Annotated in this window: 15 protein-coding genes and 3 pseudogenes; 6 read left to right on the top strand and 12 right to left on the bottom strand. The window is 69.0% G+C overall.

Annotated features, from left to right (window positions below; translation table 11 throughout):
- Positions 1-173: 173 nt before the first annotated feature.
- The 3 genes from NC4_RS23020 (at position 174) to NC4_RS23010 (ending at position 3,910) form a co-directional block, all read left to right on the top strand.
- Complete coding sequence (locus tag NC4_RS23020) at positions 174-1,622, top strand: lipase maturation factor family protein (protein WP_067541793.1); 1,449 nt, start codon at positions 174-176, stop codon at positions 1,620-1,622.
- A gap of 49 nt (positions 1,623-1,671) precedes the next feature.
- Positions 1,672-3,009 carry an FG-GAP repeat domain-containing protein gene (locus NC4_RS23015; RefSeq protein ID WP_084529671.1) on the top strand — a complete coding sequence of 446 codons (1,338 nt, stop codon included), beginning with the start codon at positions 1,672-1,674 and terminating at the stop codon, positions 3,007-3,009.
- A 106-nt stretch (positions 3,010-3,115) separates the two neighbouring features.
- Positions 3,116-3,910, top strand: a complete 795-nt coding sequence (locus NC4_RS23010; protein ID WP_067541789.1) for an alpha/beta fold hydrolase — start codon at positions 3,116-3,118, stop codon at positions 3,908-3,910.
- A 44-nt stretch (positions 3,911-3,954) separates the two neighbouring features.
- On the opposite strand, the pseudogene NC4_RS39265 reads toward NC4_RS23010, so the two are convergent.
- Both NC4_RS39265 and NC4_RS23005 read right to left on the bottom strand, forming a co-directional pair.
- Positions 3,955-5,290 (bottom strand): annotated as a pseudogene (locus NC4_RS39265) (MFS transporter).
- 230 nt (positions 5,291-5,520) lie between these two features.
- Entirely contained in the window at positions 5,521-6,708 is a 1,188-nt protein-coding gene (locus NC4_RS23005; RefSeq protein ID WP_067541853.1) for an MFS transporter, read from the bottom strand.
- Between the two features lie 139 nt (positions 6,709-6,847).
- Between NC4_RS23005 and NC4_RS23000 the strand changes: the two genes are divergently transcribed.
- Positions 6,848-7,294: a MarR family winged helix-turn-helix transcriptional regulator gene (locus NC4_RS23000; protein ID WP_067541787.1), complete on the top strand. Its 447-nt coding sequence runs from the start codon at positions 6,848-6,850 to the stop codon at positions 7,292-7,294.
- A gap of 20 nt (positions 7,295-7,314) precedes the next feature.
- On the opposite strand, the gene NC4_RS22995 is transcribed toward NC4_RS23000, so the two are convergent.
- The 6 genes and pseudogenes from NC4_RS22995 to NC4_RS22970 all read right to left on the bottom strand — a co-directional run bounded on the left by NC4_RS22995 (position 7,315) and on the right by NC4_RS22970 (position 16,607).
- Positions 7,315-7,767 carry a GNAT family N-acetyltransferase gene (locus NC4_RS22995; protein ID WP_067541851.1) on the bottom strand — a complete coding sequence of 151 codons (453 nt, stop codon included), beginning with the start codon at positions 7,765-7,767 and terminating at the stop codon, positions 7,315-7,317.
- A 34-nt stretch (positions 7,768-7,801) separates the two neighbouring features.
- On the bottom strand, positions 7,802-12,127 hold the full coding sequence (locus tag NC4_RS22990) for an SbcC/MukB-like Walker B domain-containing protein (protein ID WP_067541785.1): 4,326 nt from the start codon (positions 12,125-12,127) through the stop codon (positions 7,802-7,804).
- 33 nt (positions 12,128-12,160) lie between these two features.
- Positions 12,161-12,340 carry a hypothetical protein gene (locus tag NC4_RS22985; RefSeq protein ID WP_067541783.1) on the bottom strand — a complete coding sequence of 60 codons (180 nt, stop codon included), beginning with the start codon at positions 12,338-12,340 and terminating at the stop codon, positions 12,161-12,163.
- A gap of 104 nt (positions 12,341-12,444) precedes the next feature.
- A pseudogene (locus NC4_RS22980) lies at positions 12,445-13,829 on the bottom strand (DUF2398 family protein).
- Positions 13,829-15,355 (bottom strand): TIGR02677 family protein, encoded by a 1,527-nt coding sequence (locus NC4_RS22975; RefSeq protein WP_369690783.1) that lies wholly within the window; start codon positions 15,353-15,355, stop codon positions 13,829-13,831. The pseudogene NC4_RS22980 and the gene NC4_RS22975 overlap by 1 nt, the downstream one beginning before the upstream one ends.
- A gap of 346 nt (positions 15,356-15,701) precedes the next feature.
- Positions 15,702-16,607 (bottom strand): LysR family transcriptional regulator, encoded by a 906-nt coding sequence (locus tag NC4_RS22970; protein ID WP_067541781.1) that lies wholly within the window; start codon positions 16,605-16,607, stop codon positions 15,702-15,704.
- A 104-nt stretch (positions 16,608-16,711) separates the two neighbouring features.
- Between NC4_RS22970 and NC4_RS22965 the strand changes: the two genes are divergently transcribed.
- Positions 16,712-17,947, top strand: a complete 1,236-nt coding sequence (locus NC4_RS22965) for an MFS transporter (RefSeq protein WP_067541779.1) — start codon at positions 16,712-16,714, stop codon at positions 17,945-17,947.
- Here the strand turns inward: NC4_RS22965 and NC4_RS22960 are convergent, their stop codons facing one another.
- The 3 genes from NC4_RS22960 to NC4_RS22950 form a co-directional block, all read right to left on the bottom strand.
- Entirely contained in the window at positions 17,948-20,188 is a 2,241-nt protein-coding gene (locus tag NC4_RS22960; protein ID WP_084529669.1) for a serine/threonine-protein kinase, read from the bottom strand.
- Between the two features lie 75 nt (positions 20,189-20,263).
- Complete coding sequence (locus NC4_RS22955) at positions 20,264-21,031, bottom strand: DUF2127 domain-containing protein (RefSeq protein ID WP_067541778.1); 768 nt, start codon at positions 21,029-21,031, stop codon at positions 20,264-20,266.
- A gap of 24 nt (positions 21,032-21,055) precedes the next feature.
- Positions 21,056-22,249, bottom strand: coding sequence for an XRE family transcriptional regulator (locus NC4_RS22950; RefSeq protein ID WP_218021274.1), 1,194 nt, complete (start codon positions 22,247-22,249; stop codon positions 21,056-21,058).
- A 190-nt stretch (positions 22,250-22,439) separates the two neighbouring features.
- On the opposite strand from NC4_RS22950, the gene NC4_RS22945 reads away from it, so the two are divergent.
- On the top strand, positions 22,440-22,745 hold the full coding sequence (locus NC4_RS22945) for a hypothetical protein (RefSeq protein ID WP_067541776.1): 306 nt from the start codon (positions 22,440-22,442) through the stop codon (positions 22,743-22,745).
- A gap of 70 nt (positions 22,746-22,815) precedes the next feature.
- On the opposite strand, the pseudogene NC4_RS41120 reads toward NC4_RS22945, so the two are convergent.
- Positions 22,816-23,464, bottom strand: a pseudogene (locus NC4_RS41120) (AMP-dependent synthetase); the annotation flags it as partial.

Below are 23,464 nucleotides of genomic sequence, written 5' to 3'. Positions count from 1 at the left end.
TGGTGCGGTGAAGTGATCAACAGCAGGGGTCATCCTATGCCGGAGCGGAGTCGCGGCCGGGCACCCGCGCGGGCCGCCGGGGTGGCAACACGAACGGCCGGGCAGTCGTATAGTTCGAATTGTCCGGGTATGCGGAGATGGGACAGGTATCCGTCGTCCGAGGAGATACGGACATGGAGTGGTTCACGGCATCCGAATACTGGCTGGCCAGGCAGGTGCTGGAACGCGGTATCGCGGCCGTCTACGTGATCGCGTTCGTGGCGGCCGCCCGGCAGTTCCGGGCGCTCATCGGCGAGCACGGCATGCTGCCCGTACCCCGCTACCTGGCGCGCCGCTCGTTCCGGGACGCGCCGAGCCTGTTCCACTTCCATTACTCGGATCGATTCTTCGCCGTCGTCTGCTGGTGCGGCGCGGCGCTGGCGGCCGCCCTGGTGGGCGGTGCCGCCGATCTGGCGCCGCTGTGGGCGGCCATGCTCCTGTGGCTCGTGCTGTCGGCGCTGTATCTGTCCATCGTCAATGTGGGGCAGGCGTGGTACGCGTTCGGATGGGAGACGCTGCTGCTCGAGGCCGGATTCCTGGCCGTCTTCCTCGGCAACGACCGTACCGCGCCGCCGGTGCTGCTGGTGTGGCTGGTGGCCTGGCTGGTGTTCCGCGTGGAGTTCGGGGCCGGGCTGATCAAGATGCGCGGGGACCCCTGCTGGCGGAATCTGACCTGTCTGTACTACCACCATGAGACCCAACCCATGCCCGGGCCGCTGAGCTGGTTCTTCCATCACCTGCCCAAACCGCTGCACCGGGTGGAGGCGGGGGCCAATCACATTGTGCAGCTGGTTGTTCCGTTCGGATTGTTCGCGCCGCAGCCGGTGGCGAGCGTGACCGCCGGAATCATCGTGGTCACCCAGGCGTGGCTGGTGCTGTCGGGCAATTTCGCCTGGCTGAACTGGATTACGATCGTGCTGGCCTGTGGTGTGATCAGTCAGTCCGTGCTGCCGGTCCCCGCACCGCCCGCGCTGCCCGATCCGCCTTTGTGGTTCGCGAGTCTGGTGGTGGCGTTCGCGGGTCTCGTTGTGGCGCTGAGCTATTGGCCGGTGCGCAATATGCTGTCCAGCCAGCAGCGAATGAACATGTCCTTCAACGCTTATCGGCTGGTCAATACCTACGGCGCGTTCGGCACCGTGGGCCGCGTTCGGCACGAGGTCGTCATCGAGGGCACACTCGACAGCGAGATCACCGGGGACACGGTGTGGCTGGAATACGTTTTCAAGGGCAAACCCGGTGTGCTGGAACGGCTTCCGCGGCAATGGGCGCCCTATCACCTGCGCCTGGACTGGCTGATGTGGTTCGCCGCCATCTCGCCCAGTTACGCCCGGCCCTGGCTGGGGCCGTTCCTGCTCCGGCTGCTCGAGAACGATCCGGATACCTTGCGGTTGTTGCGCGCCAACCCGTTTCCCGAGTCCCCGCCGCGGTATGTGCGGGCCCTGCTCTACCGCTACCGCTTCACCACACCGCACGAATTGCGGCACGAGCACGCCTGGTGGCAGCGCAGTGTGGTCGGTGAATACGTGCGGCCGATGTCGCGGGACAGCGCCGCTTTCGGGTGGGCGGAAGAGATCAACAAGTAGTCCGCGGGGGACAAGGGGTTCCGGGGCGGGCGGATCGTAGCGTCGGCGCATGAGAACTCAGGTGCTGGCGTGTGCCGTCGTAGTGGTCGCGGCATTCGGGGGAGGGCAGGCTGCGGCGTTGCCGACGGGGTCGGCGGGCGGTGCCGGGACGCGGTTCTCCGACCCTGTGTACTTCGACTGCGGCACGGTGCCGTGGCTGGTGCGGGCCGGGGATGTCAATCGTGACGGCAAGGCCGATCTGGTGACCGCCAATGCCGGATCGGCCACGGTGAACGGGACGACCGTGGCCGGGCTGAAGGGGGTGTCGGTGCTGTTGAACACCACCGAGAGCGGTTCCGCCGCAGCCTCGTTCGCGCCCGCGAGCCATCATGCCGCCGGGATCGGCACGCTCGCCGTCGATCTCGCGGATCTGGACGCCGATGGCGCGCCCGAGGTGATCGCCGCCAATTTCGGCGATATCGGGCCCAATGGGGTGTCGATTCTGCGCAACCTCACCCCGGCGGGCGCTCCCGTCGCCGACTTCGCCGCACCCGTGAACCTGCCGACGGGAGCGCTTCCGGCGCTGGTGCGCGCCGTGGACGTCAATACCGATGGCAGACCCGATATCGTCACCGGCGACGGCGGCATCCCCTTCGGACTCGGGATCACGGTGCTGCTCAACACCACCGAGGCGGGTGGGCCGATAACCTTCACGGCCCCAACACAATTCCTGGGCGGCATGGTCGCCGAAGGACTGGCCGTCGGCGATGTGAACGGGGACGGGCGCGACGACGCGCTGGTGTCCAACACCGGATCGAGCAATATCGCGGTGCTGGTCAACACCACCGCGCCCGGATCGCTCGTCCCGACCTTCAGCACCGTGCAGGAGTGGGTGATCACCTCCACCGATGTGCAGCTGGCCGATCTGGACGCCGACGGGCGTCTCGATCTGGTCGCCGCCCGCACCATGGGCGGGTTCACCGTGCGCCTCAATCGCACGGCGCCCGGGGCGTTCACGCCCGAGTTCGGGGAAGACGTCGGCGGGGACCTGCTCGGCGAGATAACGCGCGCCAACGGGACCCTGGGCATGGTCACCGAGGGCGTCGCCGTCGCCGATTTCACCGGTGACGGGCTCCCGGATATCGCCGCCAACAACGACTTTCCGCTCCCCGGGTTCAGTGTCGCGGTGTTCGCCAACCACACCCGCCCCGGCGCATCCACCGTCAGTCTCACCGGGCCCGACGGCTACAACGGGTCCGGCTGGCTGACCGGCACCAATGCCATCGTCTCCGCCGACTTCAATGCCGACGGCAAACCGGATCTGGCGACCGGCAATGTCCCCAGCCTCACCGTCGACGGAAACGCCCTCGTGCACGGCGGCATAGCGGTTCTCATGAACACGCTCTGAGTCGCCTGTCAACGTCAGCGGGCATGTCAGGTCGGCGACAGGGGCGTATCAGCGGCGCCGGTGAAAGTGGTTCACGTCAGCAACACGAACCGAAAAGGTGATTCCAATGACCGCTTTCAACCGCTCCGCCGACACGACCTGGACCGGCATGGTGCAGACCGAGGACACGGCCCTGGCCGTGACCGACACCGGCGGCCCAGGAATCCCCGTCCTGTACCTGAACGGCGCCTACGCCGACCAGAAGCACTGGAAGGGCGTGCTCGCCGAACTGGGCGGCGAGTTCCGCCACATCACCTACGACATGCGGGCCCGGGGCAAGTCCGAGACGTCGGCGGACTATTCGATGGAGGCCGCCCTGCGCGATGTCGATGCCGTCCTGGCGGCGCGGGGCGTCGAGCGGGCCATCCTGGTGGGCTGGTCCTACGGCGGGATCACCGGCTGGTACTGGGCCGACCGGAATCCGGAGCGCGTCATCGGCGTGGTGACCGTCGATGCCCTGCCCTTCGGGCTGACCGGCGAGGAAGGCCGGGCCCGGATCCGGAAACTGTTCCGCCGCATGCGGTTCGTGCTGCCGCTGGCGCGTCTCTTCGGCATGGCCGCGCGGATGTCCGCCGACCAGCACGCCGAGGTCGGCATCGACGCCAACGAGTATCCGGCCGCCGCGGGACCGGTGCTGATCCGGTCGACGCGTCCGGTGCGGTTCGTCGTGGCGACGGGCAACAGCCTGGGCAGTGCGGACGGGGAGATGGAGGAGGGGCGGAAGTCACTGGACCCGGTGCGCGCCGCCAATCCGAAAGTCATGCTGAGCGCGAAAGTTCCGAGCAATCACTCCAAGATCCTGGCCAAGGACTTCCGCGCCGTGGCCCAGGCCGTCCGCGAAACGGTGGCCGACCGGTCTTGAGCGCCCTCGCCGCGGGGCCCCGGCGGGCGCCGGGGCCGGGGGCCTCAGTCGACGGGCAGCGCGGGCGCCGACGCGGTATCGGTGAGGTCCGCGCCCCGGGTTTCGGTGATCAGACAGATCGCCAGCACCGTCACCGCACCGCAGCAGGCCGCCAGCAGCACCAGGGGCAGGCTGCGCGGACCATCGGCCAGCAGGCTGCTGGCGAACAGCGGGGTGAAGCCGCCGCCGATGAGCGCCGCGAGCTGAATAGCCCATCGAGGCGCCGGTGTAGCGGATGCGGGTGCCGAACATCTCCGAAAGCAGCGCTCCCAGTGGGGCGTACATGGCGGCCTGGATCAGCTGGCCGATCACCATGGCGAGGATGAGGACCGTGGTGGAGCCGCGATCGATGAGCGCGTAGAACGGCCATGCGTAGGCGATGATGCCCAGCGCCCCGGCCAGGATGACCGCGCGGCGGCCCACACGATCCGACAGCGCCGAGAACAGCGGGATGGCGACCAGCGCGGTGGCCGAGGTGAACAGCAGGCCGTTCATGACATCGGAAGTACGGTAACCGATTCCGGTGGCATAGGTGATCATGTAGGTGCTGATGAGCGCGGTGAGCGCGAACGGCCCGATCCCCACCGCGCACGCCAGGATCAGATTGCGCGGGGCGCGCAGCACCTGCGCCAGCGGGATCTTCTCGGCGACAGGCTGTTCCGCCAGCGCCTGCCGGAACACCGGACTCTCGGTAATACTCAGCCGCACATACAAACCCGCGGCCAGCAATAGCGCGCTGAGCAGGAACGGCACCCGCCAGCCCCACGACAGCAGCTCGTCCTCGGGCAGCTTGGTGATCAGCGTGACCACCGCCGTCGACAACAGGAACCCGACCGGCGACCCCATCTGCATGACACCGTTCCACAGCCCCCACCGCGACCGATCCGCGTATTCGGTGACCATCAGCGTGGCCCCGCCCCATTCCCCGCCGATGGCAATACCCTGCACCACCCGCATCAGCACGAGCAGCACAGGAGCCGCCACACCGATGCTCCGATAGGTCGGCAACAGCCCGATGAGAAAACTGGCCACCCCCATCAGCGTCATGGTCAGCACCAACATGGACTTCCGCCCGATGCGATCCCCGAAGTGTCCGAACACGATTCCGCCCACCGGCCGAGCCACATACCCCGCCGCCAGCGTCCCGAACGCCGCGATACCGGCCACCGCCGGATCCGACCCGGGAAAGAACAACTTCCCGAACACCAGCGCCGCCATGGTGCCGTACAGCAGGAAGTCGTAATACTCGATCGCGGTACCGAGCAGACTCGACAACGCGACCCGGCGCAACTGCGCGGGATCCGGTGCCGCGGGAATCTCAGCGGAAGGGGTGACTGCCATGAAGAACGACTACCGCCGCGCCTGGGCTCGTGGCCAAGGGAATCCTGCCCACCGGAACGGTTTTCCCTGCCTGCGCTCCCGGCGGGTCGCGGCCGGATAGCGTTCGACCGGGCAGGGTACGACCGCGAATCCCGCGCCCCCACAGCGGCGAACCCCGGTCGAGTCCGGCCGATGAAGGCCGGTTCTCGTGCCGGGGTTCGCGGGTCGTGGTGGGTTCCTCGGCGGGGTGGCTACGCCGTCGCGAGTTCTCGTGCCGGGGTGTCGGCGGTCGGGGTGCGCTCGCCGCGAGTGGCCAAGGCCAGGACGGCGATTCCCGCCACGGCGAAGGCCGCGCCGACCCACAGGGGCGAACCCCAGCCGAGTCGGGCCGCGATGGCCAGGCCCGAGAGCCAGACGCCGAGGAAGTTGCCGACGTTGAAGGCGGCGATATTGGCCGAGGACGCCATGGTGGGGGCCGCGGCGGCGTGGTCCATGATGCGCATCTGCAGGCCCGGGGTCGCGCCGAAGCCGAAGAAGCCCATGGCGGGCAGCAGCACGATGGCGGCGATCTTGTACTCGTCGAGCACGCCGAAGGCCGCCAGCACCACGGCGAGGGCGAAGGTCATGCCGAACAGGGTGCGGGACAGAGTGCGGTCGGCCCAGCGGCCGCCGACCAGATTGCCCGCGAACAGGCCAAGGCCGAACAGGACGAGCAGCCACGGGATGGCGCCTTCGGAGAAGCCGGTGACGCGGGTCAGCAGCGGCTCGATGTACATGAACACGCCGAACATGCCGCCGAAGATCAGGACGGTCAGCGAGAGCGAGTACCAGACCTGGGTGTTGCGGAAGACGGCCAGTTCGGAGCGCAGGCTCGGACGGGCGGCGGTGTCCGCGGGCTGCGCGGGGACCAAGGCGGTAATGCCCGCGAGGGCGATCACGCCGACGACCGCGATGACCGCGAAGGTGGCCCGCCAGCCCCACTGCTGGCCGATGACGGTGCCCATCGGGACGCCCAGCACATTGGCGATCGTCAAGCCGCCGAACATGATCGAGATGGCGCCCGCCTTCTTCTCCGCCGCCACCAGCGAGGCCGCCAGTACCGCGCCGATGCCGAAGAACGCGCCGTGCGCCAGCGCCGCGAGAATGCGCCCGCCCAGCAGTGCGGCGTATCCGGGCGCAATGGCCGAGAGCGCATTGCCCGCGGTGAACAGGACCATCAGCACCTGGAGCGCCCGCTTGGGCTCCCAGCGGTTGACGACCGGGGTCAGCGCCAGCGCGCCCACCACCACGGCGAGCGCGTATCCGGAAATCAGGTATCCGGCCGTGGGCACCGAAACGCCCATGTCGTCGGCGACCGAAGAGAGCAGACCCGCGATCACGAACTCGGTGAGTCCGATACCGAAACCCCCGAGCGCGAGGGCGATGAGGCCGAGCGGCATGAGCCTTTCCTTCCAAGCGATGTTCTTGGCCTTGCGCACGCGCTGACCGAGCTTCCGCCGATATACCGTGTGTGCAACTAACTGCACGCAAAGATAATTGCACGCGCGCACTATTGCAAGTCGGCGCTATGCTGTCCTCATGGGAATTGCCGACGACGCGATCGAAGTGCGGGCCACCGGCTGGCGCACCCTGGCCGCCCTGCACGGCCATATCGAAACCGCCCTGGAGCGCGAACTACGCGAACACGACCTCTCCGTCGTCGAATACACCGTCCTCGACGCCCTCTCCCGCCAGGACGGCTGGCATATGCGCATGTCCCAGCTCTCCCGCGCCGCCGCCCTCTCCGCCAGCGCCACCACCCGCCTGGTCAACCGCCTCGAGGACCGCGGCCTCCTCGTCCGCGTCCTGTGCCCCGACGACCGCCGCGGCATCTACACCGAACTCACCGCCAAGGGCCGCCGAACCTACGACGAAGCCCACCCCACCCACGACCGCGCCCTCGAACAGGCCCTCGCCGACGCCGAAACCATCCCCGAACTGGCCCCCCTCGTGGACTTCCTGCACCGCACCCCGGCCCGCGCCTGATACTCCCGAAGCCGGGAGCGTCAGAGGGCGAGTTTGAAACCGATGTGGGACGGCTCGTAGCCCAGGCGCTCGTAGAAGCGGTGTGCGTCGGTGCGCTGGGCGTTCGATGTCAGTTGCACGATCGAGCAGCCGAGTTCGCGCGCTCTGGTCGCGGCCCATTCCATGAGGGTCGTGCCGAGGCCCGATCCGCGCTCCTCGCGGTGTACGCGCACGCCTTCGATCTGCGCCCGTCTCGCCGCCCGCAGTGACAGGCCCTGAATCACGCTGAGCTGCAAGGTGCCGACGATATGGCCGTCGCGCTCGGCGACGGCGATGTGCTGATTCGGGTCCGCGTCGGCGAGCGCGAATGCCTCGAGATAAGGCGTGAGGTCGGTGCGGTCCTCGCGGGTCGCGCCGAGGAAGTCGTCGGCGAGCAGTGCGACGATCGCGGGAACGTCGTCGGCCGTGGCGGGTCGAATCTCGAGGTCGGTCACGTATTCCGACACTACGTGCCAGTCGGAGTGGGGGTTACGCGTCGGCGAGGACGGCCTCGTCGAAGGTGATGCCGCCCTGGATGGTGTGGGGGGTGCGGCGGCGGTTGGGGGAGCCTAGGGCGGCGGTGAGGTCGGAGCCGTCGTGTTCGGCGAGGAGGTCGTCGCTGTCCCAGACCAGGAGGGTGGCGGAGACGGTGTTCTCGGCGGCGCTGTGGGCCAGGTCGTAGTGGGCGCAGGCGGGGACGTGGGGGTAGGTGATCCAGAGGTCGTAGCCGGTCATGAAGAGGTCCAGGTCGAATTGGACGGAGAGGCCGAGGAGTTCGCTGCGGCCGTTGTCGTCGACACCCGCGAAGGCTTCGTCCAGGGCGAGCAGGCGGGGGGCCTGGGGGTCGGCGGAATCCAGCATGACGTGGGCGGCGGCGAAGAGGGGGAGGTGCAGGGAGACCGACTGTTCGCCGCCGGAGAGGGCGCTGTGGCGGGCGACGGTGAGGTGGTCCTCGGTGCCGTCGGCGGTGACGATGGTGAACGAGAAGATCCGCCAGGTGCGGTAATCGAGGGTGGCCGCGAGGATTTCGGGGAAAGAGCGCTCCGGATGCGCGGCGCGGGCGGCGCGGATCTCGGCGGCGAAATGGGCGCGGATGGTGCCCAGGTCATCGGGAGTCAGCTCTGACGAGTCGCGGTCGAGGAGTTTGCAGACGGCGCGGGCGGGCTCGGACAGGTTGTCGGCCAGCACCCAGTGCACGCCGATGGTATTGCCCGAGGACATGCGGCGCTGCTTCATCTCCATACCCATGCGGGAGATGAGATCGCGTGCGTCGGAGGTGCGTTCGTGAATCTGCTGGGCCAGGCCGGTCCGCAGGGCATCCTCGAGAATACGCCGCTCGGAGTCGGTGAGCAGCAGCTCCTGATCCCGGCGCGCGGCCCCGATCCGCTCGGCGAAATCCGCGAGAGCCGACAGCCCGTGATCGTCGTGCACCTGCACCACGGTCAGCCCGTCCGCCGCATCCCAATGCAGGCGGTAATCCTGCCGGGCGGCGGTGAGCGCCGCGTCGAACTCCTGGAGCGCGGTGGTCACCGCACTGCGGGTGTTCTTGCGCGCGGCCTCTCCGGCGCGCACCGAAGCCGTCGCGGTGGAGAGGTTCTCGAACAGCTCCGCCACTTCCTCGGGCAGCACGCGCGGTTCGGTCTCGGGATCCCCATTCTCGATCCGGTACAGCAGCTGCTCGGCCGTGGACCAGGCGGCATCGCTACTGGGCCACCGTGATTCGGCGGGCGCCCCGAGCAGGCTCAGCAGATCCGGGCGGGCGTAGGGTGCCAGATGCCGCACATCGGCCAGCAATTCGGTGAGCGCGGTGCTCAATGTCTCGCGCGCCGCCCGATGCGCACCCTCGGCCGTGCCGACGCCCTCGATGGCATCGTGCGCGGCCTTACGGGCGGCCTTCTGCTCGGCCCGCGCGGCATCGATCTTCTCGCGCGCCAACTCCAGCTCGCGATCGATATCGGCCGCCCCGGCCCCGAGCGCCTCCCGCAGCGTCTCCAGCTTCCGCAGCTGTTCCTCGTACCCGCCGCGCGCCGCCTCCGCCTCTTCGGCGAAAGCCTCCGCCAGATCCTTGGATTCGTCGAGCCGGTCCCCGGCCTCGCGCGCCCGCTCGTGCTCGCGCTGATGGTCCCCGCGCAGCCGCAACAGGGCGGTACCCGCATTCTCGAAATGCCGCACGGCCGCCGCCAGGGCATCGAGCTCGGCCGGGTCACGCGGCGCCTTGTGATCGGCCGCAATGGCCCGAACCTTCTTGTCGGCGACCGTATATTCGGCGACCGCCTGATCGAGGTCCCGCTCCGCCTGCGCCGCCGCTTCCGAGCGCGACCGCAGCACACCAGCCGCCTCCGAGACCGTCCGCAGGGCCGCGGTCACCGCCGTCGTACGCGGAAGCGCCTTGGCCGCAGCCGAAATCCGGGCCAGCTCATCGGTCGCGCCCTGCTCGGCGGCCTGCGCCTCGCGCGCCTCGGCCTCGGACGACTCGATCGCCGCGGCAAGCTCGCCGAGCCGCAGCTCCCGTCGACGCGCGCGGGCAGTGGTCCCGATGAACTCCGCATCGGCCTTGACATGCCGCCCGACCTGCACCCCCTGCCGGAAACGGCCATCCGTCCCGACGATGAACAACCCCGCCACATCGAGGGCGTCTGCGCCACCCCACGCCTCATCATTCGCACCTACGGCGGATGCGCTGGTGGACGGGGCGTTTCGACCCGTGGACGTGCGCTTCGCGGGCGTGGGGCCGACCTCGTACAGTGCGATGGAGGCGAGTACGTCGGCGACGGTCTCGCGCGGCACCGTCAGCGTGTCGGAGTCGTCCTCGACCACGAGTACATCGGCCAGGGTTCGGCCTGCCGGTCGGTCGGTCTGCGGCAAGGGCTTCAGGAACTGATCCGAGTCGTGCTCGGGCAGCGTGGCTTCGGCGCACACCCAGCCGTCGAGCAGGTTCGCGGCTTGCAGGGCTGCTTCGATACCGGCGGCCGCTTCCTGGGTGACGTGATCGGCGAAGCGCACCAGCCGCCACAGGGGTGCACCGGGCCGACCGTCGCGCGTATCGGTGCGTGCGGCGAAAGTCGGTGGGGCGTCATCGCGTTCGGCGGCCACCTGTTCGCGCTCGGCGCGAAGCTCGGCCGCGCGGGCGGTGGCCTGTCCGGCGCGCGCCCGAGCCTCTTGACGGCGACCGCGAATCTCCTCGGTCAGCGGTTCGGTGCGTTCGGCAAGCACCTCGGCGGGGGTTGCGGGCACCGCCCCCGGATCGGCGGCAGATCCGGTCCTCGCGGTGACCCCGGCGGCGTCTCCGGCCTCGGCAACCGCGCTGCCGGTGGAGGCGGCGCCGCCTGCGGACCCGGGGGCGTCGCCGGTCCCTGGCGCGCCGGTGTCTCCGGAGCGCGCCGCGGTGCTTGCGGATTCCATGGCGTCGGTTGTCGCCGGTACCGCGGCACCGGAAGCATCACCATCGATAGTGCCGGGCAACAGCTTCGAGACGGACGTGGCCGCCACCGACGCGGCTGCCTCTCCGGCCGCGGCGCGACCGGCGCCCTTGCGCTTCGGTCGGTTCGAATCGGCGGGCGGAGCGGCAGCCGCGGGTTCGGTTCCGGCGTGGGCGAGGGCGTCGTCGAGGGCCTCGAACAATCCGGTGCGGATGGGGGGTGAGACCTGGCGGTGGGTGTCCCACCAATCGCGCAGGCTCGCAGCGGTATTGGAGCGGGCCAGGGCTACCGCGGCTTCGGCTTGGGCAATGTCGGCGGCGGCGGATTCGCGGAGTTCGGTGGCGCGCTGGGTGGCTCGTTCGGCGCGGGTGCGTTCGGTGACGGCGGCATCGACGAGGGTGAGGGCGCGGCGGACGGCACGGACGTCGGCGTCGCGTTCCTCGGCGTGGGAGCGGACGGTGGTGGTGAGGTGGTCGGCGCGGGCCTGCTCGGGGAGGGAGGTCCAGGGGATTCCGGCTTCTTCCGCGGCGGAACGGAGTTCGTCCTCGCCGCGGGCGAGGGCGGAGGCGGCGTTCTGGACGGCGGCCTGGGCGCGTTCGGATTCCTCGGCGCGCTGGTCGACGGTTTGACGGGCCTTGAGGGATTTGTCGTCGTGGACGGCGGAGGAGGACTCGAGGCGTTTGACGGCGTCGGCGAGGTCGTCGAGCTGCTGTTTGCCCTCGTAGGCGCTGGAGCGCTGAAGGGTTTCACGGTCGGCGAGGGCCTGTTCGTAGGCGCGATCGGCGTCCTCGGCGCGGGTTTCGGCGGCGGCGCGGTCGGCGTCGCGGCGCTGGCGCAGGGCCGCGACCGCGTGCAGGGCGGTGCTGGAGTGGGTGACGGCGTCGAGGCGGGTGCGGACCTGGTCGACATCCGTCTTCGCTTGGACGGCAAGATATTTGCGGTAGACGCCGACGAAGGCGCGGGTGGCGCTGTCGGCCTGGACGAGACCCTCGAGGGTGCGGCCGACCTCTTCCATATCGCTGAAGGAGCGGGCGGCGTCGAGGATGAGCTGCTCGTCGAGCGGGCGCAGGCCGTCGGTGGGGGCCTGGGACAGGCCGCGCGGGTCGAGGTTCTTGGCCAGCTGCGGGCGGCGCAGCGTGAGAATGAGATTGATGAGCTGGTCGTAGCGTTGCTGGCCGAGGCCGAACATGCGGGCGTCGATGGCGGCGCGATATTCGACGGGCCGGTCCACGATGGCGTCGCCGCCGATCTGCTCGGCCAGCTGCTTGCGGGTCAGCGGGCGATCGTCGGGGCCCAACAGTGAGAAGTCCACGCCCACACGGCCGTCCGCGACGAAATACCAGCGGGTCACCTTGTCCACCGACCGGGTGGCGCGCATGCCGATGCCGATGGTCACCGTCTCGGGCTCGCCCCAGTTGCCGCGTGCGAACTACATCCACACATAGGAGTAGGCCGATTCCTGCTTGCGGTACAACAGGTTCGACTTCATGGTGCGCTCTTCACCCGCGAACGGGTTGAGCCGCCGCGGCTCGATGCGCCCGTCGAGCACGAAGGGGAACAGCACCTCGAGCGCCTTGGTCTTGCTGGAGCCGTTGGGCCCGCGCAACACGAGACGCCCGTCGGCGAAGCAGAACTCCTGATCCCGGTAGTCCTACAGGTTGACGATGCCCGCGCGGGTGGGAACGAATCGGACTCCACCGTGAATGAGGTCGGTCATCGATGCCCCTTCTCTGCAGCGTGCTCGCCGACTTCGGTGGGCGAGATGAACAATTCGGTCTCCGCGCGGGTGCGGATGGTGACGATGGCCCCGCGGTAACGAGCGAGGGCGGGCAGGATGAGCAGGCCGCCGTCCACGAGTTCGACCAGCCGCAGCCGCTCCAGCAGCCCCACCACCTCGGCGGTGAGCCCGGGGACATCGGCCTGCCATTGGGCGGCGAAGGTCGCGCCGTAGCGGTCGGCGAGCATCTGCACGGTGTCGCGGATCCAGGACGATTCGAGGAACGGGAAGTCCGGAATCTCCGGCTCCTGCTCGTCCTCGGCGTCCGAATCCTCCTGCGGGGCAAAAATATCCACCGGATCGGCCAGCGGCGCGAAGACGGTGGTCATCGGGATGGCGGTATCGAGCTGCTCCACCAGATCGGTGAGCGGTCGCTCCGGCCGTTCGCGCCGCTCCACCGGATTGTCGATATCGAGCACCAGATCGGCGATCTCACCCGCGAGCAGCAGCGCCACCTGCGCGAGCGTGCCCGTGCCCGGGAACCGCACATCCGACAACCGCCCGGAACTGTCGATCAACGCGACTCCCTCGGCGCGCCGCTCCGCCTTGAGCCCGGTGACCAGCTCCACCTCGGCCACCAGCTTCTCCTGCGCCAGCAACGTCCGATGCGGTTCCTCCCACGCATCGGCATACACCACCGGCTGCTCCACCAGCGCCCGCCGCACCTTCCGCGCCGCCAAAGACGCTGCGGGCGAACGGGTATCGCTACCCCCGGCCTCCTCGCCCAGCAGTCCCGCCACGCTCTGCAGATGCTGCAGCGCCCGCGGCGGCCGGAACAGCGCGAACACCACCGCCCGATCGATATCGTAAAGCGCCTCTCCCGCTTCGGGATCCGACGCCCACCCGCCCGCGTCACCGCCCCGCGCGCCGCCAGCCACCCGACCGCATCCACGAAAGCGTCCCGATCCGCCGCCCGATCGGGCGCGAGCTCCAGCCCGTCCACCCGCTCGGTATAGGCCGCGACCTGATCCGCCAACTCCGACAACGTGATCTGATCCCCGGCCCGCCCCAGCGCCGCCAGCGCCAACGCCAGATAGGCATACCGCCGCCGATCGAACACCCGATCCCCGGTCGTCCGCGCGGGCCGCCCCGAATCGAGCTCGTCGAGCACCGGAAACAATCGAGCCGTCGTCTCGGTCACCTCGAGCCGATACCCGAACAGCTCCGCCAGATCCTCCCGCAACTCGGTAGCCCACCGCCGCAACAACGGCAAGGCGATCCGATCCGGATACTTCCGCGTCACAAGATGATTCGCCAGAATCACCCGAGCCGCCCGCTGATAGTTGTCCAACGCCAGCGAATCAATGGACCGCGCGTGCATCACCCACGCTCCTTCCGGTCGGCCCCGCGCGTGGCGGCGGCGCGCTCGAGGGCGGCGGAGTTCTTGCGGGAGGTGGCGGTTTCGCGGATGTCGAGGCGGCGGCCGTTGAGGTGGAGGAGGCCGCGGGCGGTGCGGACGACGGTGGAGCCTTCGCATTCGGAGACTGTCAGGGTGACGCTGCTGTCGGAACCTGTTGTGCCGGAGACGCGTCCGGAGACCGGGACCCAGGCGGTGGAGGCGGCGTCGATGAGGCGGAGCAGGACCTCGGTTTCGCTGTCGTCGAGTTCGCGTTCGTGGACGTCGGCGGAGGCCAGGGAGCGGGCGGCCTCGGCGCGGGCGCGCTGGGCGTCGAGTTGGGCCTCGCGCAGGCGGCGGATGCCCGCGTCATTGCGTTGCAGGCGGGCGGGAGCGCCGGGGGTCGGCGGGCGGCCGGTTTCGGCGAGGGTGCGGGCGATCTCCAAAGGCGGTGCGTCCCAACAGGATCGGATGGCGGGGATGATATCGGCGTCCGGATGCTGCATGGCGAGGTGGCGGGGGCGGCCCAGGCCGAAGACGGCGTCGTAGAGGGCGTGGGCGGCGTCGGCGGTGGGGGCGGCGGTGAACCAGCCCGCCAGGTGGCGCAGGGCCGATTCGCGGCTCACGCCGCCCTTGCGGGTCTCGGTGACCCGGCGCAGCAGGGACAGGACCGCGGCGATGGCGCTCATGGTCGCTTCGCGCAGGCGCTCGCATTCGGTGAGGGTGGCTTCGCCGTCGGCGAGGAACCAGGACCGCAGGCCCTGCCAGCGGGCTCGCCAATCGGCTTGCCGCTCGGCGGTATTCAGCAGCACGCGCTCATCGCAGCGTGCCGCCCGCTCGATGAGGTCGTCGACGCCGGTCTCCTCGACCTCGCGAATCGCGGTCGCCAGGCGCGGCGCGAACCGGGCGAGATCCATGGAGAACTCGCGCATATGCGCCAGCAGGGCGTCCTTGTGCGCGAGGAAGGCCTCCGGCGTCGCCTCGGTGGTCCGCACTAGATCGCCGAGCGTCAGGTAGAAATGCGCCGCCCGCTCCGCCAGATCCGACAGCGCCCGGTCCAGACGGTTCAGCACCCGGTAGACCCGCGGCGCGTCCCCGCTCTTGTTCGCCTCGGCAAGGGTATTCAGATCCGCCAGCAGCTCCGGCAACACCATGCGCGACAGCGCCGCCTCGTCCAGCCGCGCCGCCAGCACATCCGAAACCGCCCGAAATGCCTGATATCCGGCCTGCGAGAACTGATACACGTAATGCCGATTCCGGTATTCGGCCAGCGTCGCCGCCCGCGTCCCGTCATAGCTGCGCTCCAGCACCCCCCACTGATGCAACTGCTCCAGCAGCGGCCCCACCTCGGTGGCGGTCAACCCCGGCGCCCCCGGGCAACGATTGAGCGTCTCCGCGACATCCGAGGCGTGCAACAACACCACATATGCCGCCCGCGCCGTATCGAACGCCCGCAAAACCCACAGGTAATCCCCGCGCTTCTCGGCGGTCGCGAACGAGAACAGCCGCAGCCGCTCGGCATGCGGGAACTCCTCGGCGCCGACCCCCGCCGGGTCGGGCAGCAATCCGTCAGCGGACTCGTTCACCGGGAGAAGGTTAGTACGCCCCGCCGACCGGTTGGGCATCGCGCCAAGTCTCGGCGCGCCCATTCCGGCGAATCCGGCATCCCCGATCCGGGCTGCGATTGAGCCCGGTCACATTCGCCGTCCGCTCCGAATAGGTCGGCGGTCCGGCAGCGACGAATACTGAAACACCATCGACCGGGAACTGGTGGCGGCGTCCACTCGGCCGATGCCGCCACAGCTTCCCGGTGATCGATCGTCCAGGTGGAGTCGGCTTCCGGGGCGGCGGGTGAGGTCAGGCGCTGATCGGGCCGCGATCGCCCGCCACGGCCAGGGCCTGTGAAAACGCGCGCAGGCGGGCGGTTTCGGCGGTGCGGTGCCAGATCAGGCCGAGGCGGGAATCGGGGAGGCCGAGGACCGGGACGAAGGTGACCGAGCGGCGGGTGTGGGATTCGCCTGTGGCGTGGCAGAGCAGCATGGCGCCGCGGCCGACTGACACCAGGGCGAGTCCCTCCTCCAAGGTTGCGACGGCTGGGTCGGAGGGGATCGGGTGGCCGCTCGGCGTGAGGTGCGGTGCTTGGACGCGACGCCAGTAGTCCAGGGCCGGGCCGCGGACGGTGATGAGGGAGCAGTCGGCCAGCTCTTCGACCGTTACCGCGGTGCGGGTTGCGAACGGGTGTCCGGCCGCTACCGCGATGGAGAACGGGTGTTGCGAGAAGACCTGTCCGAGGACGAGATCGGGCTCCTCGATGGGTAGCAGGACGATGGCGGCGTCGACCTCGTCGCGGTAGACGGGGCCGAAGGGGTCGGCGAGGGGGATTTCGGTGAGGGTGATGGCGCAGTCCGGGTGGCGCGCGCCGAACAGTTCGATGGCGGCCATGACCTGGTCGTTGGGCGCACCCTGAAAACCGATGCGCAGCAATCCCGTCACGCCCCGGGCCGCCGCGCGGGCATCGTCGACACTGGCGCGCAGTGCGGCATAGGCGGGCTCCAGTTGCACCCGGAAGTCCGCGCCGAGCGGCGTCAGCCGCACCCGGCGGCTGGTGCGTTCGATCAGGCGGGCGCCGATGCGTTGTTCGAGGGCGCGCAGCAACTGGCTGATCCGGCTCTGGGAGAGGTAGAGCCGCTCGGCGGCGCGCCCGAAGTGCAGTTCGTCGGCGACCGCCAGAAACGCTTCCAGCTCACGCACTTCCAGGCTCATGCTTGTCCTCTCGCACCGGCGGACCTCGATCGATGAGTCCGGCTCATAGAACGATGAGACCTTCGCCGTTGTTTCCGATCGGCGAGATCGATTGACTCGAGAGCATGACCCAAGTCGACGACATCGCGAATTTGCCACCGGCACAGGGGAGCCGGACCGAGCCCGATCCCGGCCGGACGGCGAGCCCGCGCGATTGGCTGCGGGTGGCGATCGTGGCATTGGGCACCTTCACGGTGGTCACCTCCGAGATGCTGCCGGTCGGTCTGCTGACTCCGATGAGTACCGACCTGCGCATCACCGAGGGCGTGGGCGGGCTGACCATGACCGTCACGGGCCTGGTCGCGGCGGTCTCCGCACCGCTGCTGACCGCCTGGTTCGCCCGCTTCGACCGTCGTTGGGTGCTGTGCGCGCTACTCACCGTGCTGGCCCTGGGCAATCTCGCCGCCGCCCTCGCACCCAATTTCGGCGTCATGATCATGGCGCGCGTGCTGGTGGGCCTCGGCATGGGCGGCGTCTGGGCGCTGGCCGCCGGGCTGGCGGTGCGCCTGGTCCCGGCGCGCTCAGTGGGTGCGGCCACCACCATGGTGTTCAGCGGCGTCGCGGTGGCCTCCGTACTCGGCATCCCGGCGGGCACCTTTCTCGGCGCGCTCGCGGGCTGGCGCGCCGCCTTCGCGACGGCGGCCGGGGTCGCGGTCCTGGTCCTGATCGCCGTGGCCGTCCTGCTGCCCGCGCTGCCCGCCGAACAGGTGGTGGGATTGCGCGGCGGGCTGCGCCGGGCCGCCGATCCGCGCGTGCGCACCGGACTGCTGGTGGTCGCATTCCTGGTGACCGACCATTTCGCCGCCTACACCTACATCCGCCCGGTGCTCGAAGAGGTCAGCGGCGCGAGCGCGGGCGCGGTCGGCACGCTGCTGCTTGGCTATGGAATCGCCGGTGTGCTCGGCAATTTCGTCGCGGGCTCGCGGGCCATCAAGGCCCCGCGCGCGACGCTCATCGTGATCAGCGCGGTGCTGGCGCTCGCCGCTCTCGGACTGCCCGCATTCGGTGGCACCGCGGTGAGCACCGCCGCCCTCATACTCGTGTGGGGCCTCGCCTACGGCGGCGTATCGGTCAGCACACAGAGTTGGATGCTGCTCGCCGCGCCCGACGCTCGCGACAGCGTCTCCGCACTGTTCGTCGGAGTGTTCAATGCCGCCATCGCCCTCGGCGCACTGGTCGGCGGGCAGGCGGCCGACCACCTCGGCATCACCTCCCCGATGTGGCTCGGCGGAGCGCTCGCCTTCGCGGCCGCGCTGACCGTCATCCTCGGCGCGGCCCCGCGCGCCGAACGGGCCGCATGATCAGCTGACAATGCGTTCCAGCGCCGCCAGATCCTTCTCCAGCATGCGGAACAGCCAATAGACGCCGACGAATGCGAGTGCGCTGCCGACGCAGAGCACTCGCAGCGGCACGATCACCGACGGAATATCCGCAGCCGGAATGAATGTCGCGCCCGCCACGCCGAGCAGCGGCACCGCCGCCGCGATGGCGAGGAAATACGTACTGCGCCGGTCCAATTCGCGTAGTTGCCGCGCATCGTCGGCGCCGAGCCCGCCGTGCGGCAGGAACATCGGATACAGCGAGCGCACCGCGTAAAAGCTCACCAGGAAATACGGGTAGGCCATGGCGATGGCGCCGCAGACGATCTGAGTGATGAAGAAGTGCACATACGATTCGGTCGGCAGGTGATTGCCGGTCGCCTGCACCGACACCGGCACCACGATCCCGGCCAGCACCCACAGCGCGAAACACGTCAGCACATTGCGCTTACCGAGTTGCAAGGTGTCGGTGCGGGCGCGGGCCAGCGTCTTCGCATCGTAGGTCTTGCCTTTGCGCAGTCCCCGCGCGATCGACCACAGCTTGGCCAGCAGCACATTGGTGACCACGAACCCGATGAGGAAACACGCGCCGTAGGTGGTGATGGCGATCTGATCGAAGCGCTGCTGGGCGTAGGCGTCCATCTTGTCGATGATCAGCGTGCGATTGTGGTTGTAGCTGTACAGGATTGCCAGCGCGTTCGGTATGGCGATGGCCGCCGCCATGATCGGATGCATGATCATGCGCGCCCGCAACCGCCCGCTGCCCGGCGCCGGATCGACCAGATCGCGCGCCCGGGAATCCATGCAGACTTCCAGTTGCTGCGCCATATCCGCCCCGCAGGCCCAGCGGTGCTCCGGCTCCGGATCCAGCGCCCGCACCAGCGCGCGCCGCAGCGCGGCCGGGCAGTCGGCCGGAAGATCCTGGTACGGAAGCGATTCCGGACTGCTCGACCGGCGATCCAGCATGCCGTCCAGCGCCGTGCGGTCCCCGCCGTCCACGGTCTCCTCGCCGAACGGCATACGGCCGGTGAGCAATTCCCACAGCACCACGGCCAGTGCGAACAGATCGCAGCGCACATCCAGATCCGCGGCGGTGGTCTCCTTACCCGGATGCACCACGGCCAGCTGTTCCGGCGACATGTACGCCAGCGAGCCGCCGAAGTAGGCGACCGGGCTGTCACCGGAGACATTCCCGCTGAAGCTGATATTGAAATCGGCGAGTTTCGGAATGCCCTCGGCGGTCAGCAGCACATTGGCCGGTTTCACATCGCGGTGCAGCACTCCGCTGCGCCCGGCATAGTCCAGGGCCTCGGCCAGCCGCTTGCCGAGCCAGGCAATGGTCTCCGGCCAGGACAGCCCGGCCAGCTCCGCCCGCGTCGCCGATTCGCTGGGCCGGATCTCGCCCTTGTCGGCCAGCACGCCGTCGATCACATCCAGCAGCAGCTGCCCGCCGCGCTGCTCCGGCGGTGTCCGCCGCACCCGTTCGAGCACGGTGAACAGCGTCCCGCCGGGCACGTACTGCATGTACAGCAGCCGTAGCCGCCGGTCGGGCAGCACGCGTTGATCGAAGACCCGGACGATGTAGTCGTGGTCGAGCTGCGCCAGGGTCTGCGGCTCCGCGCCCTTGTCCTGGGAGATCTTCACCGCCACCAGGCGCTGCATGGACCGCTGCCGGGCCAGGAAGACCCGGGCGAAGGCGCCGCGCCCGAGACCGGTCATGAGGTCGAAGTCGTCGATCTTCTGCCCGGCGTCCAGATCGTCGAGCCGCACCGGATCGGCGGGTCCCATGAGCGTGCTGTGGTAGTCGTCGGTGGCCAGCATTTCCGAAAGCTGTTCGGCCTGTTCCGGATACGCGGCCGTGTACTCCTCGACCTCCACCTCGCCGCCCGCCCGGCGGCGCACATGGAACTCCTCGTAGATGAGATCCGGCGGCAGCGGCCAGGTGCTCAGCTCGGGCAGATCGGCCACATAGTCGGCCAGTCGTTTGGGCTCCGCGCCGCGCGACCACCGATTGGCGAGATCGACCTTGATCAGTTCGATGAGCGACACCCGGCGGATGGCGGGGGAGTCGGGCAGGTAATCGGGCAGCGGCGGCGGTGTGCGCGCCTGCGCCCACGCCTCCGCGAAACGCTCCACCACCTCGGCGACCCCGCCGCGGGCAGCGCCCGGCGCGGGGGCGGATGCGACCGTCGCCCCGTATCCCGCGGTGCCGGGGTGGGCCATTTTCGCATCGTATCCCCGCAGCCGCGTGGTTGCTGCGGGTTGTGAAACGCGGTCTCCGTTTTCCTGGGCGGTGAGCTACCCGCCGGACGCGGCGGCCGCGGCGGCGCGTTCGACGGTGAGCAGGCTTTCGGAGTGATGTTCGGCGTAGTAGGCGGCGGATCCGCCATTTATCCCGAACAGCCGCTTGCTCCACAGCAACCAGACCACGGCCGCCACATTGATCAGCAGCGCCCCCACCCGGAAGACGGTGACCTTCTCGGTGAGCTCGTAGATCTCCAAGGGCAGGAAGACGCCGGTGGCGATGACCGCGAAGTACTCGCCCCAGCGCTTGACCAGCCACAGTCCGACCGCTTCGACGAGTTCGACTGTGGCATAGGCGAACAGCCCGATCGCGATCCAGGTCAGGGTGGTCGGAGAGAGTGTGAACGCCTTGTCGATCCAGCGAATGATCCTGGAATGATCCGGGTTCCAGCCGATCTGATCCTCCAGCTGGCGCAGCAGCGGGAGTTCGGAATCCCAGGTGGCCCGCCAGGACCGCTGCGAGCCGCGCAGCTTCAGTACGCCGCCGCCGAGCGCGATGAAGATCAGCGCCCGCAGCCCGCGTTCGACGGCCAGGGCCCGCATGAGGTAGCGGTCGCGCAGCAGCCGCCCGCGCGGGACCTCGGGTGCGTCGTCGGCGGGACCGTGGCGGCGCGGCGCACCGACGGTGAAGTCACCGCAGCGCAGGCACCGCCACGCCTGACCCGCGGGCGTGGCGATATGCAGCCGGGCGGCCAGATCGGATTCGTCGGGGGCGTAGGTCTCGTGCCCCCGCACCGCGCAGGTCCACAGACTGAAGTCCATGCGCTGGAGAGTAACCGGGACGAATCACCCGGCGGCCAAGGCGCGCAGCTGATCGAGATAGGTGCGCGTGCGCGGATCGCCCGGGAAGCGTTCGATCATCTCACGCGCCGTTTCCCCGGCGATCCACATGAGCGAGGGCAGCGAACGGCGCTTGCCCGTGAAAGCGCGCAGGCCCTCGTCCAGTGCGAGCTCCAGATTGCGATCGCGCGCCGCCACGACCGCGAGGGTGAGCCGCGCCTCCGAGGCGCGCATGGGTTTGCGGATGCTGCCGTCCGGCCTGGTCGAGTTCAGGATGACTTGGCGGGCATAGGCTTCGGCGAGGCGATCGTCACCGGCTACCCGGCAGCAGTCCATGGCGTAGAAATCGAACTTCTGCGGATCCACCACGAAATGATTGTCCAGATTGGCTGGATGGTCCATTTTGTCCAAGATCGAACGGCCTTGCCCGAGAGCGGCTTCCACCTCGCCGCGGTCCCCCAGCCGCGCCCACGCCTTGGCGCGCTGTGCCGCCAGCTGGACGCCCACGCCGAGATTCACCGTGGAGTCGTGCGCCGCCTCGGCGGCCTCGATGGCCCCGCGATAGTTCGCCTGGGTCAAGGCGAACCAAGCGGCCATTTCGGCTCCCCAGCCAATGATTTCGGCATGGTCGGCCTCCTGGCCCAGGGACAGCGCGGCCCGGCGGGTGGCCTCGGCGGCCGTGCGCCAGCCCAGGTCGTAATCAACGCAACCGACCAGTAGGGCCACCCAACCGGCGAGAACCAGCACTTCGCGGTGCTGCGCAAGAGTCAGTCGGCCGTCCAATAAGGAGGTAATGCGGCGCAACCACGCCGTACCCTCGGCATGCAGCTCATGTGGGTCCGCACAGGGATATTCGGAACACAGACGATCGGCGGTAATACGAATGGCATCCAAGGTCGCCGACGAGACATCGGACATGCGCAGCCGCCCGATGAACTCGAGGGTGTCCATACCGGTGGCCGACAGCAGTTCGTCATCGCGATTGGGCCGGGCCTTGGGGAAGAATGCCGCGGTGACCGTATCGAACGCGGCCGCGATGATCGGAGCGTAGAAGTCGTCGGGGCGTGATTCGCCCGATTCCCAACGCCGCCAATTGCGTAGCAAGGTCGAGTCGGTGGGCAGATTGTGGGTGGATTTCCCCCGCATGGCGCGCACGACGTCGGCTTGTGACCACCCCCGAGCATCACGTTCGGCGCGCATTCGGACAGCCCAGACAGGTCGATCGTCACCAGCGGACACGCTCTGTAGTATCTCACCAGTTAACGCCGGATGGACCCGGATAGGGCACGTGGATGTCAGTGGGTTGACATCTGCAATTGCATCTTCGAGAACGCCATGCTCGAAGTGGGCACACACAAGAACAGCGATCCCCAATCCAACGGAGGTTCGGGTGGAAGCGTTGATCTATGGGTACGTGCGTGACGATCTGGCCGACGGCCGCAGTGACGAGCTGGAAGACGCGATGACCAGCCTGGCCCAATCAGCCGGATTCTGCTTCGCCGCCACGTTCCATGAATCGACCCCCGGCGATGGCACGGCATTTGCCGAGCTGACCGCCGAACTCAAGCGTGCCGATGCCCACCATGTGGTGGTTCCGTCGCTCGATCATCCTGCCGGCCAGACCATTCCACGCGATATCTTGATCGCCAAGCTGGCCCAGGAAGCGGAGGCGCAAGTCTGGGCCGTGGAGCACTGAGCGGTCCCGGCCGGGAATTACCGAGCTGCGCGGCCGCCACCCCGGCCGCCAGGCAGACCAGCAGGGCCGGTCAGCGGTGCTCGCCGAAGAGCGGATACAGCTGCCAGTGGAACAGGTAGGCGAACAGCGAGCCCTCCGCGAGGAGGTCCGCCGTCGCGGCCGAAGCCGCCGGGACCCGCATCGTGGGCAGCCAGAAAAGCAGCAGTAGACCCGCCAGCACCAGGGTTTCGCGTTCGGTGTCGCCGAAATAGCCGGGGACCGTGAGCAAGGCCGCGGCGGTGAGCAGTGCTCGCTGCCCGAGGGTGGCGGCCTTGGCGGCGGCCCAGCCGAGCATGAAGAACCAGAAGGTCAAGGGCGAGAAGCGAATATCGTCCGCCGGGTAGAGACCGAATGGCTGGTATCGGAATACGAGCGCCAGCGCGAGTAGACCGGCCGCGAACCAGAAGGGAGCCGTGCGTTCCAACCGGTCGGCATAGGGGAGTCGGAGGAGCAACGCCCCAGCGATCGTAAAGTACAAGATCACTTCAAGGAACCACAGATGCCCCGCCGTGGGGCTGTCGTGCGGTCCCAGAATCTTGTTGAGCAGCAAGACATTCTGCCACCCGTAATAATCGCTGACCAGGAGCGTGCCCGCGACCCAGAGACTGGCCGGTAGGGCGACCGCGGCGGCCGAATGCAGTGTCGTGCGCAGCCGCTGGGCGCGCGGGGCGGCGGTCACT

Source organism: Nocardia crassostreae (assembly GCF_001613405.1).
GTDB classification, from domain to species: domain Bacteria; phylum Actinomycetota; class Actinomycetes; order Mycobacteriales; family Mycobacteriaceae; genus Nocardia; species Nocardia crassostreae.
The sequence above is the reverse complement of the archived record's forward strand: the minus strand, read 5'-3'. Positions and strand labels throughout refer to the sequence as shown.

Bases quoted from the DNA above. Each gene is read 5' to 3' on its own strand.
- NC4_RS23005 (WP_067541853.1), bottom strand. From the start codon at position 6,708: ATGCCGCTCGGCCTCATCGCCCTCGCGCTCGGGGGTTTCGGTATCGGA.
- NC4_RS23015 (WP_084529671.1), top strand. From the start codon at position 1,672: ATGAGAACTCAGGTGCTGGCGTGTGCCGTCGTAGTGGTCGCGGCATTC.
- NC4_RS22950 (WP_218021274.1), bottom strand. From the start codon at position 22,249: ATGCGCGCCGAACGTGATGCTCGGGGGTGGTCACAAGCCGACGTCGTG.
- NC4_RS23010 (WP_067541789.1), top strand. From the start codon at position 3,116: ATGACCGCTTTCAACCGCTCCGCCGACACGACCTGGACCGGCATGGTG.
- NC4_RS23000 (WP_067541787.1), top strand. From the start codon at position 6,848: ATGGGAATTGCCGACGACGCGATCGAAGTGCGGGCCACCGGCTGGCGC.
- NC4_RS22970 (WP_067541781.1), bottom strand. From the start codon at position 16,607: ATGAGCCTGGAAGTGCGTGAGCTGGAAGCGTTTCTGGCGGTCGCCGAC.
- NC4_RS23020 (WP_067541793.1), top strand. From the start codon at position 174: ATGGAGTGGTTCACGGCATCCGAATACTGGCTGGCCAGGCAGGTGCTG.
- NC4_RS22955 (WP_067541778.1), bottom strand. From the start codon at position 21,031: ATGGACTTCAGTCTGTGGACCTGCGCGGTGCGGGGGCACGAGACCTAC.
- NC4_RS22965 (WP_067541779.1), top strand. From the start codon at position 16,712: ATGACCCAAGTCGACGACATCGCGAATTTGCCACCGGCACAGGGGAGC.
- NC4_RS22960 (WP_084529669.1), bottom strand. From the start codon at position 20,188: ATGGCCCACCCCGGCACCGCGGGATACGGGGCGACGGTCGCATCCGCC.